At 52.3% G+C, this 16,130-nt stretch carries 17 protein-coding genes; 15 read left to right on the plus strand and 2 right to left on the minus strand.

Annotated features, from left to right (window positions below; all coding sequences use genetic code 11):
• Position 1 precedes the first annotated feature (1 nt).
• The 10 genes from dxs (at position 2) to C7820_RS02575 (ending at position 10,443) form a co-directional block, all read left to right on the plus strand.
• Positions 2 to 1,909 (plus strand): 1-deoxy-D-xylulose-5-phosphate synthase, encoded by a 1,908-nt coding sequence (gene dxs / locus C7820_RS02530; RefSeq protein ID WP_076170175.1) that lies wholly within the window; start codon positions 2 to 4, stop codon positions 1,907 to 1,909.
• A 36-nt stretch (positions 1,910 to 1,945) separates the two neighbouring features.
• Positions 1,946 to 2,803 (plus strand): TlyA family RNA methyltransferase, encoded by an 858-nt coding sequence (locus tag C7820_RS02535; RefSeq protein WP_116229648.1) that lies wholly within the window; start codon positions 1,946 to 1,948, stop codon positions 2,801 to 2,803.
• A 187-nt stretch (positions 2,804 to 2,990) separates the two neighbouring features.
• Positions 2,991 to 3,473: a hypothetical protein gene (locus C7820_RS02540; RefSeq protein ID WP_116231597.1), complete on the plus strand. Its 483-nt coding sequence runs from the start codon at positions 2,991 to 2,993 to the stop codon at positions 3,471 to 3,473.
• A 30-nt stretch (positions 3,474 to 3,503) separates the two neighbouring features.
• Positions 3,504 to 3,953 (plus strand): transcriptional regulator AhrC/ArgR, encoded by a 450-nt coding sequence (ahrC, locus tag C7820_RS02545; protein ID WP_076170024.1) that lies wholly within the window; start codon positions 3,504 to 3,506, stop codon positions 3,951 to 3,953.
• Positions 3,954 to 3,995: 42 nt separating this feature from the next.
• Entirely contained in the window at positions 3,996 to 5,732 is a 1,737-nt protein-coding gene (recN, locus tag C7820_RS02550) for a DNA repair protein RecN (protein WP_116229649.1), read from the plus strand.
• Positions 5,733 to 5,835: 103 nt separating this feature from the next.
• A complete protein-coding gene (gene spoIVB, locus C7820_RS02555; RefSeq protein WP_116229650.1) occupies positions 5,836 to 7,161 on the plus strand; it encodes a SpoIVB peptidase in 1,326 nt (441 codons plus the stop codon).
• Between the two features lie 184 nt (positions 7,162 to 7,345).
• Positions 7,346 to 8,149 carry a sporulation transcription factor Spo0A gene (gene spo0A / locus C7820_RS02560; RefSeq protein ID WP_076170026.1) on the plus strand — a complete coding sequence of 268 codons (804 nt, stop codon included), beginning with the start codon at positions 7,346 to 7,348 and terminating at the stop codon, positions 8,147 to 8,149.
• Between the two features lie 283 nt (positions 8,150 to 8,432).
• The gene (locus C7820_RS02565) at positions 8,433 to 9,272 is read left to right on the plus strand and encodes a stalk domain-containing protein (RefSeq protein WP_116229651.1); all 840 of its coding nucleotides are present in this window, start codon (positions 8,433 to 8,435) and stop codon (positions 9,270 to 9,272) included.
• A 62-nt stretch (positions 9,273 to 9,334) separates the two neighbouring features.
• Positions 9,335 to 10,225 carry a ComEC/Rec2 family competence protein gene (locus C7820_RS02570; RefSeq protein WP_258875102.1) on the plus strand — a complete coding sequence of 297 codons (891 nt, stop codon included), beginning with the start codon at positions 9,335 to 9,337 and terminating at the stop codon, positions 10,223 to 10,225.
• Between the two features lie 5 nt (positions 10,226 to 10,230).
• On the plus strand, positions 10,231 to 10,443 hold the full coding sequence (locus C7820_RS02575; protein ID WP_116229653.1) for a DUF3006 domain-containing protein: 213 nt from the start codon (positions 10,231 to 10,233) through the stop codon (positions 10,441 to 10,443).
• A 67-nt stretch (positions 10,444 to 10,510) separates the two neighbouring features.
• On the opposite strand, the gene C7820_RS02580 is transcribed toward C7820_RS02575, so the two are convergent.
• Positions 10,511 to 11,116, minus strand: a complete 606-nt coding sequence (locus C7820_RS02580; protein WP_084203876.1) for a thymidine kinase — start codon at positions 11,114 to 11,116, stop codon at positions 10,511 to 10,513.
• A gap of 199 nt (positions 11,117 to 11,315) precedes the next feature.
• On the opposite strand from C7820_RS02580, the gene C7820_RS02585 reads away from it, so the two are divergent.
• Positions 11,316 to 11,528, plus strand: a complete 213-nt coding sequence (locus C7820_RS02585) for a hypothetical protein (RefSeq protein WP_076170030.1) — start codon at positions 11,316 to 11,318, stop codon at positions 11,526 to 11,528.
• A gap of 135 nt (positions 11,529 to 11,663) precedes the next feature.
• Positions 11,664 to 11,978: a hypothetical protein gene (locus C7820_RS02590; protein WP_116229654.1), complete on the plus strand. Its 315-nt coding sequence runs from the start codon at positions 11,664 to 11,666 to the stop codon at positions 11,976 to 11,978.
• A gap of 49 nt (positions 11,979 to 12,027) precedes the next feature.
• Here the strand turns inward: C7820_RS02590 and C7820_RS02595 are convergent, their stop codons facing one another.
• Positions 12,028 to 12,327 (minus strand): DUF2627 domain-containing protein, encoded by a 300-nt coding sequence (locus C7820_RS02595; RefSeq protein ID WP_076170032.1) that lies wholly within the window; start codon positions 12,325 to 12,327, stop codon positions 12,028 to 12,030.
• A 215-nt stretch (positions 12,328 to 12,542) separates the two neighbouring features.
• Here C7820_RS02595 and lpdA point away from each other — a divergent pair, with 215 nt between their 5' ends.
• The 3 genes from lpdA to C7820_RS02610 all read left to right on the plus strand — a co-directional run bounded on the left by lpdA (position 12,543) and on the right by C7820_RS02610 (position 16,116).
• Positions 12,543 to 13,964, plus strand: a complete 1,422-nt coding sequence (gene lpdA, locus C7820_RS02600; protein ID WP_116229655.1) for a dihydrolipoyl dehydrogenase — start codon at positions 12,543 to 12,545, stop codon at positions 13,962 to 13,964.
• Positions 13,965 to 14,098: 134 nt separating this feature from the next.
• Entirely contained in the window at positions 14,099 to 15,130 is a 1,032-nt protein-coding gene (locus C7820_RS02605; protein WP_116229656.1) for a thiamine pyrophosphate-dependent dehydrogenase E1 component subunit alpha, read from the plus strand.
• Positions 15,130 to 16,116 carry an alpha-ketoacid dehydrogenase subunit beta gene (locus C7820_RS02610; protein ID WP_089548084.1) on the plus strand — a complete coding sequence of 329 codons (987 nt, stop codon included), beginning with the start codon at positions 15,130 to 15,132 and terminating at the stop codon, positions 16,114 to 16,116. The genes C7820_RS02605 and C7820_RS02610 overlap by 1 nt, the downstream gene beginning before the upstream one ends.
• The last annotated feature ends 14 nt before the right edge of the window (positions 16,117 to 16,130 follow it).

Genomic DNA, 16,130 nt, shown 5'->3' on the forward strand with positions numbered 1-16,130 from the left:
CGTGCTGCTTCCACAAATTAACGAGCCAGGACAATTGAAATCACTATCGGTTGACGAGCTCACTTCTCTGGCGGCCGAAATCCGTCAATTTCTGATTGAGAAGCTGTCGGTCACCGGGGGGCATCTCGCATCAAATCTGGGAGTGGTGGAACTCACGCTGGCCCTGCACTATTGCTACAACAGCCCGCGCGATAAATTTATTTTTGATGTAGGACATCAGGCCTACGTTCACAAGATGCTGACGGGCCGGATGGATCAGTTCGACACGCTGCGGAAATACAAGGGGATGTGCGGCTTTGTCAAACGCAGCGAAAGCGAGCATGACGTCTGGGAGGCCGGGCACAGCAGCACCTCATTGTCCGCGGCGATCGGCATGGCCGTTGCCCGGGACTTAAAAGGGGAAAACAACAAAGTGATCGCCATGATCGGGGACGGTGCGCTTACCGGCGGCATGGCATTCGAAGCTTTGAACCATATCGGACATGAACAGAAGGACCTGATGGTCATTCTGAACGACAACGAGATGTCGATTGCGCCGAACGTCGGCGCCATGCATAACTATTTGAGCAAAATCCGCTCGGACCGCCATTATTTGCGTGCAAAAGACGAGCTTGAGATGATGCTGAAGAAGATCCCGGCAATCGGCGGCATGCTGGCCAAGACCGGATCCAGGCTGAAGGAAAGCCTCAAATACATGATGGTTCCCGGCGTGCTGTTCGAAGAGTTGGGCTTAACTTATCTCGGACCGGTGGACGGCCATGATATCCACAAGCTGATCGAAACGTTCAAGCAGGCCGACAACGTGCGCGGACCGGTATTCGTGCACGTGCTTACCACCAAAGGCAAAGGATATAAACCCGCAGAAGCGGATTCATATAAATGGCACGGGGCATCTCCATACAAAATCGAAACGGGCCAGGTGCTCAAATCGGTAGGAAATCCGATGTACACCGACGTATTTGGCAAGACGCTGATCGAGCTTGGGGAGCAGGATCCGCGTCTGATTGCGGTAACTCCTGCAATGCCAAGTGGTTCCGGTCTCATTCCGTTCAGCGAACGGTTTCCGGACCGCATGATCGACGTCGGCATTGCGGAGCAGCACGCGGCGACGATGTGCGCCGCGTTGGCGATGGAGGGCATGAAGCCGGTGTTCGCCGTCTATTCCACGTTCATGCAGCGTGCGTATGACCAGATCGTTCACGATATTTGCCGCCATAACGCCAACGTCATGTTCGCCATCGACCGGGCAGGTTTCGTAGGAGCCGACGGCGAGACGCATCAGGGTGTGTTTGACATCGCGTTTATGCGCCACATTCCGAACATGGTCATGATGATGCCGAAGGATGAAAACGAGCTGAGACATATGATGAAAACCGCCCTGGAGTATAACGACGGACCGATTGCTTACCGCTACCCGCGGATCAACGGCCTGGGGGTTCATCTGGATGAGGAGCTTGTGCCGATTCCGATCGGCAAATGGGAAACCGTCCGTGAAGGCGAAGGATACGCCGTCTTAGCCTGCGGCCCGATGGTTCAGGTTGCGCTTGAGGCAGCAGACCAGCTGAAACGGGAAGGCATTCACCTGCAGGTGGTCAACGCCCGGTTCATGAAGCCGCTGGATGAAGAAATGCTGCTGGAGCTTGCCGAGAACGGCACGAATATGGTGGTGCTCGAGGAAGCCAGCGAAGCGGGCAGCTTGGGCAGCGCCGTGCTGGAGTTTTATGCTTCGAAGCATATATTTGACACGAAAGTGTCCTTGATGGGTGTACCCGACCGCTTTATCGAGCATGGCAGCGTGAAGGAGCAGCGGGAGGAGACCGGTCTTACGGCAGCAGGAGTAGTCGGCGAGATCAAGAAGCTGATGTCCCTGCATCCTTACGAGATCGGCAAAACCCAGTTTCCTTCCTAATGGACGCCGAAATCGCCGTGCAGTCAGGAGATAACGATGAATTTGCCTAAAGAACGAATCGATGTCCTGCTCGTTGAGCAGGGCTTTTACGAGAGCCGGGAAAAAGCCAAGGCGGCGATTATGGCCGGGCTGGTCTTAGCTGCAGACGAACCGATCGAAAAGGCGGGGACGAAAATTCCGCGCGATACGCCGCTTAGGGTCAAGGGAGCTGTGCATCCTTATGTCAGCCGCGGCGGTTTGAAGCTGGAGAAGGCGCTCCGCACCTTCGGGATCGATCTGACCGGCAGAACGATGCTGGATATCGGGTCATCCACCGGCGGCTTTACCGATTGCGCGCTTCAGAACGGAGCCGGCTATGTGTACGCCATTGATGTCGGGTACAATCAGCTGGATTGGTCGCTGCGAAACGACGAGCGGGTGTGCGTGATGGAACGGACCAACTTCCGTTACATGACGCCCGAGGATCTGAAAGGCCCTTCCCCGGATTTTGCCAGCATCGATGTATCCTTCATTTCGCTGCGCATCATCCTGCCCCCGCTGATGGCGCTCCTGAACAAACCGGCCGACGTGGCTGCGCTGATTAAGCCGCAGTTTGAAGCCGGCAGGGAGAAGGTCGGGAAGTCCGGCGTCGTCCGGGAACCTGAAGTTCACCGCGAAGTGCTGATGAACGTGCTGTCTTTTGCCGCGGAGTTAGGCTTTATTCTAAAAGGACTAACGTTTTCGCCGATTACCGGCGGTGAAGGAAATATCGAATTTCTCGCTCATTGGCATGTGCCCGCGAGCCCATCGGATACAGTAGGACAACCTGTAGCCGAAGAAGAGCTGCAGGCTTTGGTTTCTGATGTAGTTGTGCAGGCACGCCATACGTTTACAGGGAACTCATCCAAGGGATGAGTTCTTTTTGTAGGGACGGTCATCATTCTGCTGAAACAAAAACTTTGGAATAACGATTGATGAGAACGTTTGTTTGGGTTATAATGAGCTTGTTTATATGCGTTTATACATTCGAAAAACGGATTTTTATACATTTAAAAAAGGGATTCTTCCGCATTTCCGCGAATACCAAGGCGAGGTGATGAGGATGGAGGGACGTGCAGACTTGCTGGTCATGGTGCTGATCGGCGTGCTCTTGATCATTTGGATCGCGTACGGTCTGAGATCATGGCTGTTTAACCCTCTGCCTGCCCGCGTACCGGAAATGCCGATTAACGAACAGATACATGACCATCCCGCGGTAGATCTGCTGGAGGAGGCAGGCTATGAAGTGATCGGCGGCAAAATCAAGATCCCGCTGCTGTTTGAGGCGGACGGGGAGGAATATCACAGCCGCCTGTTTATCGATTATGTCGTGAAGGACGATGAAGAGGTATTGTACCTTGTAAAAGTCGCCAGAAGGCGCCTGCCCCTGGAATGGACCGGATCCGGTCTGCGCGACCGTCTGCTGCCCTATTTTCTGCTGTATCCGGGCTCAGGCGGCGTGCTCTTCGTCGATGCCGACGAAGGGGAAATCCGGCGTATTCATTTTGATTGGGATGAAGAGGACTGGAATGGTTATGATGATTAAATATGAGCAACTAACATTTGGGAGGCCACTATGAAAGGACAACGCCATATTAAAATACGCGAGATTATCACCCAGCAGGAGATCGAGACACAGGACGAGCTGGTGGAGGCTCTGCGTGAAGCGGGTTTTCAGGTGACACAGGCAACCGTGTCCAGGGACATCAAAGAACTGCTGCTGATCAAGGTGCCGATGGATGACGGCAGGTATAAATATTCACTGCCGACGGATCAGCGCTACAATCCGGTTCAGAAGCTTAAGCGCGCGCTGGTGGACAATTTCGTGCACATTGATTATACGAACAACCTGGTCGTCATGAAGTGCCTGCCGGGAACGGCCAATGCCGTTGCCGTCTTACTGGATAACATGGAATGGAACGAAATCATGGGAACGATTTGCGGCGATGACACGGCGCTGATCATTTGCCGGACGAATGAGGACAGCGAGCGGCTGGTCCAGATGATCAACAGCTTTATTTCATAGTACAAATTATAGATTTGCCTTAGCGGAGGTGCGCTTTTTATCATGCTTTTAACATTGAGTATCCGAAACTTGGCGGTCGTCGAATCCGTCGACGTCCATTTTCATCCCGGCTTTCACGTCCTGACCGGGGAGACCGGTGCCGGGAAATCCATCATTATCGATGCTTTGGGGCTGATTGCCGGAGGAAGAGGCTCGGCGGACTTGATCCGCTACGGCTGCGACAAGGCGGAGATTGAAGCGATGTTCGAGCTGCAGGAAGGCCATCCCGTGTGGGAAGCCTTGGCCAAGATCGGTGTCGGAGGAAGTCATGAAGAGCATTTAATTATCCGCAGGGAGCTGACGTCCCAAGGCAAGAGCACGTCAAGAATCAACGGGCAGCTCGTTAACTTGACGATGCTGCGGGAAGTCGGCGAGCAGCTGGTCAACATACATGGTCAGCATGAGCATCAGAATCTGTTGCGCGCAGACAGGCATCTCAGCTTGCTGGATACTTACGGGGATACGCTGATCGGACCGATCAAAAGGGAATATCAGGAACGGTATGCGGCGTTCTCCAAAGTGGAGAAGGAGCTCCGGGAGCTGATGGAATCCAGCCAGAAAGCTTATCAGATGCTCGATCTCTATCGTTTCCAGCTGGAAGAAATCTCAGCCGCTTCATTAAAATCCGGAGAAGATGAATGGCTGGGCGAAGAAAGGGTCAAGCTATCCCATAGCGAGAAAATGATGGATGCGGTATCGGGATCCTATGAGCTGCTGAACGGGCATCAGGGAATCAGCGTGATCAGCACGGCCATTTCCCGTCTGGAAGACGTTATGAAGTATGATGAGAAGGGTCTGGGGCCGGTACTTGAGCAGCTGCAGTCCGCCTTTTATCAGCTGGAGGACGCTGCCTTTCAGCTCCGGGATTACCGGGATCAGGTGGAGTTTAACCCTGAGCGCCTCGAAGAGGTGGAGCAGCGTTTGGATCTCATTTCCACACTCCGCCGTAAATACGGGGACAGCGTGGAGCAGATTCTGGCCTATTACGAGTCGATCCTGCAGGAAACGAGCCTGCTGGAGAACAAGGATGAGCGTCTGGAGCAGCTGAAATCCCAAAGGGAAGGACTGCTCAACGGATTGGTTGAATCCGCGCTGGAGCTAAGCGAAGCAAGGCAGCAGTGTGCCGCAGATCTCGCCCGACAGGTCGAGGCCGAGCTGAAGGACCTGCACATGGAGCGAACGTCGCTGGAAGTCCGTCTGGAGCGGCTTGATGATCCGCGGGGGATCGAGGTCGACGGCCGGAAAATCCGGCTCACCAGACAGGGGCTTGATACCGCTGAGTTTATGATATCCCCGAACCCGGGCGAGCCGCTGCGGCCGCTCAGCAAGATCGCGTCAGGCGGTGAGTTATCCCGGATGATGCTGGCGATGAAGAGCATCTTTGCCCGCCATGACCGCATTCCGGTCCTGATCTTTGACGAAGTGGACACGGGGGTCAGCGGAAGAGCGGCACAATCCATCGCCGAGAAGCTGAACAAACTCGCTGAGACCTGCCAGGTGTTTTCGATTACCCATCTTCCGCAAGTGGCCTGCATGGCGGATCATCAGTATTTAATTGAAAAGAATGTGGATGAAGGACGTACAATGACGCGTGTGGAAGAGCTCTCGACGAAGGGCCGGGTTGAAGAACTGGCCCGGATGCTCGGCGGGGTGGAAATTACGAAGAAAACGCTCCATCATGCCCAAGAAATGCTGAAGCTGGCGGACGAGCGGAAAGCCGTCAAATCCGCACCAGAGTAATGATTGACAGTAATAAAAGCCTAGAGGCGGGGTAATCTTAAAGGTACGCAATTGGCGACCACCTTTCGTCAAGCGAAAGAAGCAAAAGGGAGCGTGACAGCCATTGAACTCCAGCCTCAGGAATAAAATGCTCGGTCTTTTCATTGTCTTCTTTCTTTGTTTTTTAGGAACAACAGAGCCGGTACAAAGCCTGGCCGCCATCCCGAATGAAATCAGGATGTTTGCGGGAACGGCACAAGCGCTCTCCATGCCGGTGACAGCCCAAGCTACCGTCGACCATCCAGGCGTTCTGCATCTCAACGGATCCGCCGTCACCGCCAAGGTGACTCCAGGACGTCCATTGCAGCTGACGCCGCAGCACAGCGGAATGGCGAAAGTAACCTTGAAATTATTCGGAACCATCCCTTTTAAAACCGTTCAGATCCATGTCGTTCCCGGACTCAAGGTTATACCGGGAGGACAAACCATCGGGGTGAAGGTGAAATCGGCGGGCATTTTGGTCGTTGGGCATCACTTGGTCAGCGTAGATGCCGATACAAAGGTGTCCCCTGGTGAGAATGCCGGAATCCAGCTGGGTGATTTAATGACCCACATGAATGGGATTCCGATGGACGATGTCGCGAAAGTTGCCAAAGTAGTCGAAGAGGCGGGCAAAAGCAAGCGACCGGTCGAAATCAAATTCAAACGCGGAAACAAAGAGATGAGCACGAAGCTGTCCCCCGCCTATGACCAGGAAGACAGGGTGTGGCGATTAGGACTGTATATTCGCGACTCAGCCGCAGGCGTCGGAACGTTAACCTTCTATGCTCCCGATCAAGGCGTTTATGGGGCACTGGGCCATGTTATTACGGATATGAACACGCAAACGCCGATTTCCGTCGGCAGCGGTGAAATTTTGCAGTCCAGCGTAACCTCGATATCCAAAAGCCAAGATGGCGAACCTGGCGAGAAGAGAGCGCATTTTCTCAAGGAAAGTAAAATCCTCGGTAATATTGAGCGCAACACGCATTTCGGAATCTTCGGCAAGATGAATCAGAATCCGGATCACAGCTTGTATAAAGAAGGCATCCCGGTAGCATTCGCCCAGGAGGTTAAAGAAGGCCCGGCCGAAATTTTGACTGTGGTGGATGGGCAGCAGGTCGAACGGTTCAAGGTCAATATTGTCCATGTGGCGAAGCAGGAATCACCGGCCACCAAAGGGCTGGTCATCCGAATTACCGATCCGCGGCTGCTGGAGAAGACCGGGGGCATCGTCCAAGGGATGAGTGGAAGCCCAATCGTGCAGGACGGCAAATTGGTCGGAGCGGTGACCCACGTGTTCGTTAACGATCCGCGGTCAGGTTACGGTTGCTTCATCGAGTGGATGCTTCAGGATTCCGGAGTTCTCCCTCAATCGAAAAGTACTCAAAAAAGTCTTAAGGCCGTGTAGCCTTAAGACTTTTTGTCGTTTCATCGCGAAATAGTTAGAATAATGGATGAAAATATTAATTATAATTCAACAAGGTAAAAAAATAAACAAAAATAATTTTCGACAGAAGGAATTTAATGTTGGGTGTCGAAAACTTATCTCTGCAGAAAAATAAGGGAAAACGATTCTAAGGAGGAAGCAGCCAGTGCAAAAAATAGAGGTATTGTTGGCGGATGACAACCGGGAATTCACGAATTTGCTTGCGGAATATATTACCGAGCAAGACGATATGATGGTAACGGGAATCGCCTATAATGGCGAGGAAGTGCTAAATATGATCAGTGAATCGAGAAAAATACCGGACGTACTGATTTTGGACATTATTATGCCGCATCTGGACGGATTGGGCGTTCTCGAAAGACTACGCGAGATGAATCTGTCCCCGCAGCCTAAAATCATTATGCTGACTGCTTTCGGCCAGGAGAACATCACCCAAAGAGCGGTACAACTCGGTGCTTCCTACTACATTCTTAAGCCGTTTGACATGGAGGTTCTAGCCAGCCGTATTCGTCAGCTCGTGGGGCAGCAGCATATCACGACAGGCAATATGACGGTATCAACGACCAAGTCCAATGTGGTTCCGATGGCGAAAGGGAAAAACCTTGACGCCAATATTACGTCCATCATTCATGAGATCGGCGTTCCGGCCCATATCAAAGGTTACCAATATTTGCGCGAAGCGATCACGATGGTGTACAACAACATCGAAATCCTTGGTGCCATTACCAAAACGCTGTATCCGGCGATCGCCGAAAAGTTCAAAACGACGCCATCCCGGGTTGAGCGGGCGATCCGTCATGCGATCGAAGTGGCCTGGACGCGCGGCAACATCGATTCGATCAGCCATCTGTTCGGTTACACCATCAACATCAGCAAATCGAAGCCGACCAACAGCGAGTTTATCGCGATGGTGGCTGACAAGCTGCGCATTGAGCATAAGGTGTCGTGAAAGGAATAGCATGACCCTAAAGAATACGCCATACTATGACGATGATCATAGTATGGCGTTTTTTATTTGAGGTAGATCCATCTTTTCCTGAAAAATCCGATATCCATTATTTTCATGGTGAAAAGGGTAATAATATATGGATTGAACTAAAACTATCCAGTTTCTTCGTTCATTCCATATAGTTACAAAGTTTTATCTGGATATCAAGCCTGATTAAATTTACACTTATATTACTATCAAAAATTGGAAACCTTGCTGGGCGAATACGGGAAGGAGTTTAACATTGAAAGTAAAAGGATGGATCATTGCCACCACGGCTGCGATGGTGTTGTCGGCAACGTCAATGATGGTCATGGCGAAACCGGACCCCATTAAAGTGATGCTCAACGGAACCGAGTGGGTGACTGAAGCGGCACCCGTTCACATAGATGATGAAATTATGATACCCTTGCAAACCTTCGGAAAGCTTTTTGGCAAACAAGTCACCTATGACAGCCAAAGCAACACGGTTCGTATTGATGACAAGAAACAGGTCCCTTTTGCACAATCCGACGACCAGACGATACAGATCAGCGGAGATGCCAGTGAATCGGGAACCTATGAACACTTAACGCTGAAGACTCAGACTTTCAGCCGTCACATCCCTGGGTACAATGTGGATAATCCAAGCTATGCTCCAATCATCGAAAGGGCCGATTTGACGGATGACGGCAAGAAGGATATTGTTATCATTTTAACGACAGGATATGGAACCGGCATTTATACATCCAATCCGCTCGTGTATGCCGAAACAGCGGAACCCGTACCTGTAGAGGATGCATATACGGCATTTTTAAAACAGTTCGACAGTAAAGTGACGGACAAGCAAATCGAGCTGAATATTCGCGGCGAGCGGACGGTCATCCCTATATCCAAACTGCAGTCCGGCCCTGTAAAGTACCCGCCGGGGATCGGAAGCGTTATGACGTATACCCTTGAGGGGAATACCTTGAAAGCGACTACGGCCGTGCAGGTGTCCCCCGCCGAATTTATCGGCGATTTAACCTTAAGCTATACGTTTAAAAACGGTCTTCTTCAAGCAGGTGATGCTCAGTTAGCCTTGTACCCCGAGTACGGTTCGTGATAAGATAACGTTCTGGCAGTTATTACTAACTTGTTAAGGCTACAGCCGTGAAAGGAACGATGATGAAGACATCCAAGATAACCACTTTATTGCTGACAGGCGTCATCACGGCGTTGCTGATCCTGAGCGGATGCAGTCTGGAGATCAACCCGGCGGCACCGGAGAACAACAGCACCCCAGCGAGCACCAGCGGGGCGAACCTTCGGGTCGTTTTTCTTGATGTAGGGCAGGGAGCTTCTCAGCTTATTATTTCCCCTTCCGGTAAAACGATGCTGATTGATGCCGGGAACAATGACAAAGAAGAGCTGATGCTGCAATATATGGAGCAATACGGCATCACCAAGCTCGATACGGTCATCGGAACTCATCCGGATGCTGACCATATCGGCGGGCTGGATGCGGTCATTAACCACATTCCGGTGGGCCGTATTTATATGCCGAAAGCACAGGCCAATACGAAAACGTTTGAATCCGTTCTGCGCGCCGTAAAAAACGCCAAATTGAAGGTACAAACGGCCAAGGCCGGGATCTCTTGGGATATGGACGATGATGTTCATGTCGATATGCTGGCGCCCCGAAAAAGTTATGACGACTCGAATAACATGAGCGCTGTGGTGAAAATAACGTACGGCCGCACTTCTTTTCTGTTGACCGGTGACGCGGAGGCGGACAGCGAACGAGATATGCTTGACGCCGGAACGGATCTGCAGGCGGATGTCATGCTGGTGGGGCACCACGGCTCCAAATCGTCGACCACGCTCGCATTTCTCAAACGGGTTCATCCGAAGTATGCGGTCATACAGGTAGGTGCAGACAATACATACGGCCATCCGAAAAGCGTCATTCTAAACCGGCTGAAGCAGCAGGGCGTCAAGGTATACCGTAACGATCTTCAGGGAACGATTGAAGCGGAGTCGAATGGGCAGAAGGTGACATTCCGAACAGAAAGGTGAGAACGATGACGGGATATGTCGAAGGCTATGAAGGACCGTATTGCCGCATTGAAGTGGACGGTAACATCCAGGCCGTACCCCGTGAACAAGTGGATCCTCAAGTGAAGGAAGGAGACGCTGTGGAACTGAAGGACGGAAAATGGGTGACCGATCCGGCTGCAACCAAACGGCGCACGGACGAAATCAAAAAACTGATGGACGATGTTTGGGAATCATAAAAAAACTCTTCGCCGGATGATGTGCTGATCGATCTTGCTCATCATCCCGAAGAGTTTTTTTGTATGATCAGGCGCTGCCTTTGGCACTGACCTTATGCGGTGGAACAAAACAGCACCGGCACCGCGGCTCGTAATCATCGGAATCCCCGATCATGATTACCGAGCCCAGCGGAGCGGGGTGGCCGTTGACAATCCGTTGTGTGAACACGGCTTCCGGGCTGCCGCATACCGCACAAAAGGCGGTCAGCAGCTGGATGTCGTCGGCCATAGCCAGCAGCCCGCCTATGTAGCCGAATTCTTTTCCACGATAGTCCAGATTCAGTCCGTCCACGATGACATGCTTCCCGCTGTATGCCAGCTCTTCCACCAGGCCAAGGATCGGCTTGCTGAAGAACTGAACCTCGTCAAAAGCGACCACATCCGCGTCAGCGGTTTCCGCCAGGATTTTGGCGGTGATGTCGGCGGTCAACTGCCGCGGAATGGAGATGGCTGGCAGCCGGTATCCGATCCGGCTGACGATTTCATCCTTCGCGTAGCGCTGATCCTCCTCGGGCTTGTAAGCCACCAGCTTTTTCCGCCCGTATTGGATCAGTTTTTGGCACCGGCGGATAAGTTCACCCGATTTTTCGCTAAACATGGGTCCCGTAATTACGGTAATCCGTCCTTTATTCACGTTCAGCCTGCTCCTTTCCCGTTAGCATAACCCGTTCATGTTCTATATGATGACAAAACACGAAAAATTGCGACTTTTATAGAGTACCACAATTAAAACGGACATGGCTACAAAAATAACCGAAAGTGGCGTGCAGGCATTTGGCCGTGGTATGGTTAATTATAAGAAGGATCGAATGAGCATTTGGAGGAGACGCATCATGCAGGAAAAAATAGAAGCTTATAAAGCAAGAATCGCTGAACTGACAGCAGAGCTCGGCAAGGATCCGCAAGTGGAAGATCTGGTCAGTAGTCTGCTCGCGGACCTCGAAGAAGCGGTTCAGCAAAACCATAAACTGCGGCTCACGCTGCTGAAGTCTTCATCGAAGGAATCACGGATGTCCACCAAGCTGAGAGAGGCGCTGTACGAATAATTTATCCGGTCCGGTTACTGTCTAATCGCTTGCTGCAGCTTTTGCGGCAAATTGGGATACACCAATTCACACGATCCGCTATATCCTAAAGTGAGCAGGAATACATTGAAGCGGGGTGATTGGGTGAACCGGTCCATGGATAACAAGAAACGGCGCAAGCCGGCAAAACCGGTTGTAAAGTATGCCAAAGCCGGCGTGCCCCCGCCGAAATTGAGCCCGCAGCAAATCGCCATCATTGCGGGATTACTGAACAATTTCTTTGTGGTCGAATCTGTGCTTTACAACCGCGATAACGAGCTGAAGGTCGTCTTAACGAGCAGAACGCTGACGAATCTTCCGGTGCTGGGGAATCCGGAGTACGGATTGGTGAAGGAGGACATCGTTCTAGACATTATCGCCAGCGAAACCGATCAAGATTCGGACCAACAACAAAACCCCGTTCTGAGATAAATCTGCAGTCCGGGGTTCTTTGTTCGATTCCTGGTCTTGGAATCCGGCATTATGATGATTGTACGGGCGGTTTGGGCTTGCGCTTCTCCTTGAAACGTGGCCCTACATAGTTTCGTTTGCGGTCCCGGAACAGAATCCAGCCGCCGAGAAAGCTCATCCCTGCCACGAACAGGAGCAGGCCGAGCACAAAATGTCCCCACGCAAACGACGGATGGGCGACGCTTGCATCGCCGTGGAGCGAATAATATTCGAATACCGCATCTTTCATAAACAAAAATCCGGTCATTGCCGCCAGTCCCGGAATGACGAGGATCAGGATGGCGATAAAGCGGGAAATAATCAGTTTCATGAAAAATCCCTTCCTGTTGGCCTGTTTTAGTCCACTATATCATAACTCGTCCGGCGAATCTTTGTCTATTTCCGGACATGTGATAACATTTTGTAATGCGGTGAAAACCGAGTACAATATAAAAGCGATGGAGTGCTTTTTACTCCGGGCACAACTTGTCATAAGTTATGCGCCAAATGGTTTCAATATAAACATGTTAAGATGGGGGATGGACAATGACAATATCATGTGACGTAGCCGTTCTGGGCGGCGGTACCGGCGGTTATGTGGCTGCAATCCGCGCAGCTCAGCTGGGCAAGGAAGTCGTTATTATCGAAGCGGACAAGCTGGGAGGAACATGCCTGCACCGCGGCTGTATTCCAAGTAAGTCTTTGCTGCGGAGCGCGGAAGTATACGCAGAGATCAAAGAAAGCGAGAGCTACGGCATCGAAACCGCAGGGGCCGCACTCAAATTTCCCAAGGTTCAGGCGCGAAAGGAAGCGATCGTAGATCAGCTGCACCAAGGGGTTCAGTACCTGATGCGCAAAAATAAAATTCAGGTGGTTCATGGAAAAGGGCGGGTCATCGGTCCTTCCATTTTTTCGCCGAAAAGCGGTGCCGTTGCCGTGGAACTTGCCGATGGGGAGATGGAGACGGTGGTTCCGACGCATTTGATTATCGCCACAGGCTCCCGTCCAAGAGTGCTGCCTGGACTTGAACCCGACGGAATACATATTTTGACCAGCGACGAGGCACTGCAAATGGAGGAGCTTCCGAAGTCCATCATCATCGTCGGCGGCGGCGTGATCGGTGTCGAATGGGCTTCGATGCTGAACGATTTCGGCGTAGAGGTCACCGTCGTGGAGGCGGCAGGCCAGCTGCTTCCCGCAGAAGATGAAGAGGTGGCCCGTGAGCTTCAGAAGTCGTTTTCGCGCCGGGGCATCAAAATGGTTACCGGGGCTCAATTGCAGACGGAGACATACGAAGCAGCGGATCATCAGGTGCAGATTGATGTGCGTGTTGGGGAAAAAACCGAACGGCTTCAAGCGGACAAGCTGCTTGTGTCGATCGGCCGCCAGGCGAATGTGGAGAACATCGGTCTGGAGAACACGGATGTCCGGGTGGAGCGCGGTTTTATAGCAGTCAATAAACATTATCAAACCGGCGAGTCCCATATTTATGCCATCGGCGACGTCATTGGCGGACTGCAGCTCGCGCATGCGGCAAGCCATGAAGGAATTGCGGCCGTCAACCATTTGGCAGGTGAAGAAGTTCACCCGGGGGATGCGGATCTGATTCCAAGATGCGTGTACACCAGACCCGAAGTGGCCAGTGTCGGCATTACCGAGAAGGAAGCCCGCAGCCGCGGATTCGAGGTCAAGGTCGGCAAATTCCCGTTCCAGGCCATCGGGAAGGCGTTGGTACAGGGGAGCAAGGAAGGATTCGTAAAAGTAGTAGCTGATCCTAAGACAAACGACATTTTAGGCGTGCAAATGATCGGTGCCCATGCGACCGACCTGATCAGCGAAGCGGCATTAGCCCAATTTTTGAATGCAACTCCTTGGGAGATCGGACAGATGGTGCATCCGCATCCGACGCTCTCGGAAATTTTGGGCGAGGCGATGCTGGCGGTAGACGGCAAATCCATCGGAATGTAAGACCAAAATTTACAATCGGTTCTTTTCTTTTCGCCGCGGTTATGATTATAATAGGGTTAAGCCAAGTCTTAGTACCAGGTTTTAATAGTAGATCAGGGACAGACTGCAGGCTCTAAAATAAGGAGGTACCTCCCATGAATGATCAGGGTACTGTTCACACGCCACATGAGCATGAGCAGCTTGGACTCACCAACGGCCAAGTCATCGACATGTACAGATATATGCTGCTCGGGCGCAAATTTGACGAGCGTAACCTGCTGCTGCAGCGGGCTGGCAAGATTAACTTTCACGTATCGGGAATCGGCCAGGAAGCGGCCCAGGCCGCTGCGGCGTTTGCGCTGGATCGGGAAAAGGATTACTTTTTGCCTTATTATCGCGACTATTCATTTGTGTTATCGGTAGGAATGACTCCGTACGAGCTGATGCTGTCGGCCTTTGCGAAGGCTGACGATCCGAACAGCGGCGGGCGGCAAATGCCTGGACACTTTGGCAGCAAGCGGTTGCGGATCGTAACGGGCTCAAGCCCCGTCACGACCCAAGTGCCCCACGCCGTAGGCGTAGCCTTGTCCGCCAAGATGAGAAAACAGGATTTCGTTTCGTTTGTCACTTTTGGCGAAGGCTCGAGCAATCAGGGGGACTTTCACGAGGGAGCCAACTTTGCGGGCGTTCATAAGCTGCCTGTGATTTTTATGTGCGAAAACAACCAGTATGCCATTTCGGTACCGCTTCATAAGCAAATCAGCGGCAAAGTCAGCGACCGTGCGCTTGGCTATGGGTTTCCGGGCATCCGGGTGGACGGCAACGATGCGCTTGCGGTCTACAAAGCCGTGAAGGAAGCGCGTGAACGTGCTATCCGCGGTGAAGGACCTACGCTGATCGAAGCCATGATGTACCGCCTGTCTCCGCACTCCACCTCGGATAACGACTTGGCGTACCGGACCAAAGAAGAAGTGGAAGAGAACTGGAAAAAAGATGGCATTGTCCGTTTTAAACAATATTTGATCAGCTGCGGCATTTGGGATGAAGAAAAGGATGCGGACTTGCAAGCACAGTTAGCTCTTGAGATCAAGGAAGCAACCGACTTGGCCGACAATGCTCCGTTCCCGAAACCCGAGGATACGCTGAAGCATGTGTATGCGGGCGATAGCGAAGAGGGGGTATACTAATGGCCGAAATGGAATATATCGATGCGATTCGTCTGGCAATGAAAGAAGAAATGGAAAAAGACGAAAACGTGTTTGTCCTCGGTGAGGATGTCGGCGTTAAAGGCGGCGTGTTCACGACGACCAAAGGCCTGCAGGACCAGTTCGGCGAGGAGCGGGTCATCGACACGCCGCTGGCGGAATCCGCCATCGCCGGCGTTGCGATCGGCGCGGCCATGGTCGGCATGAAGCCGATCGCGGAAATGCAGTACTCCGACTTCATGCTGCCGGCAACGAACCAAATTATTAGTGAAGCCGCGAAAATCCGCTATCGTTCCAACAACGACTGGAGCTGTCCGGTCGTCGTTCGTGCGCCGATCGGCGGAGGCATTTTCGGGGGATTATACCATTCCCAATGCCCGGAATCGATCTTCTTCGGCACCCCCGGTTTGAAAATCGTAGCGCCTTTTACCGCCTATGACGCGAAAGGACTGCTGAAAGCTGCGATCAACGATCCGGACCCGGTGCTGTTTTTTGAAAATAAAAAATGCTACCGCATGATCAAGGGCGACGTGCCTTTGGACGACTATACTGTACCGATCGGCAAAGCTAACGTGCTGCGCGAGGGAACCGACATCACGGTCATCGGCTACAGCATGCCGCTGCACTTCTGCCTTCAAGCCGCCGAAGAGCTGGAGAAAGAAGAAGGCATCTCGGCCCATATTCTGGATCTGCGCTCCCTGCAGCCGCTGGACCGTGACGCCATCATTGAGGCCGTCCGCAAAACCGGCAAGGTGCTGATCGTACACGAGGACAACAAAACGGGCGGTGTGGGCGCCGAAGTGTCCGCCATTATTTCGGAAGAATGCCTGTTCGACCTCGATGCGCCGATCAAGCGGCTGTGTGGTCCGGACGTGCCGGCCATGCCGATCAGTCCGCCGATGGAGAAGTTCTTTATGCTGAGCAAGGATAAGGTCAAGCAAGCCATGCACGAACTGGCGGTTTATTGAGAATTGCCGTATGA

Source organism: Paenibacillus sp. VMFN-D1 (assembly GCF_003386155.1).
Classification (GTDB): Bacteria; Bacillota; Bacilli; order Paenibacillales; family Paenibacillaceae; genus Paenibacillus_AQ; species Paenibacillus_AQ favisporus.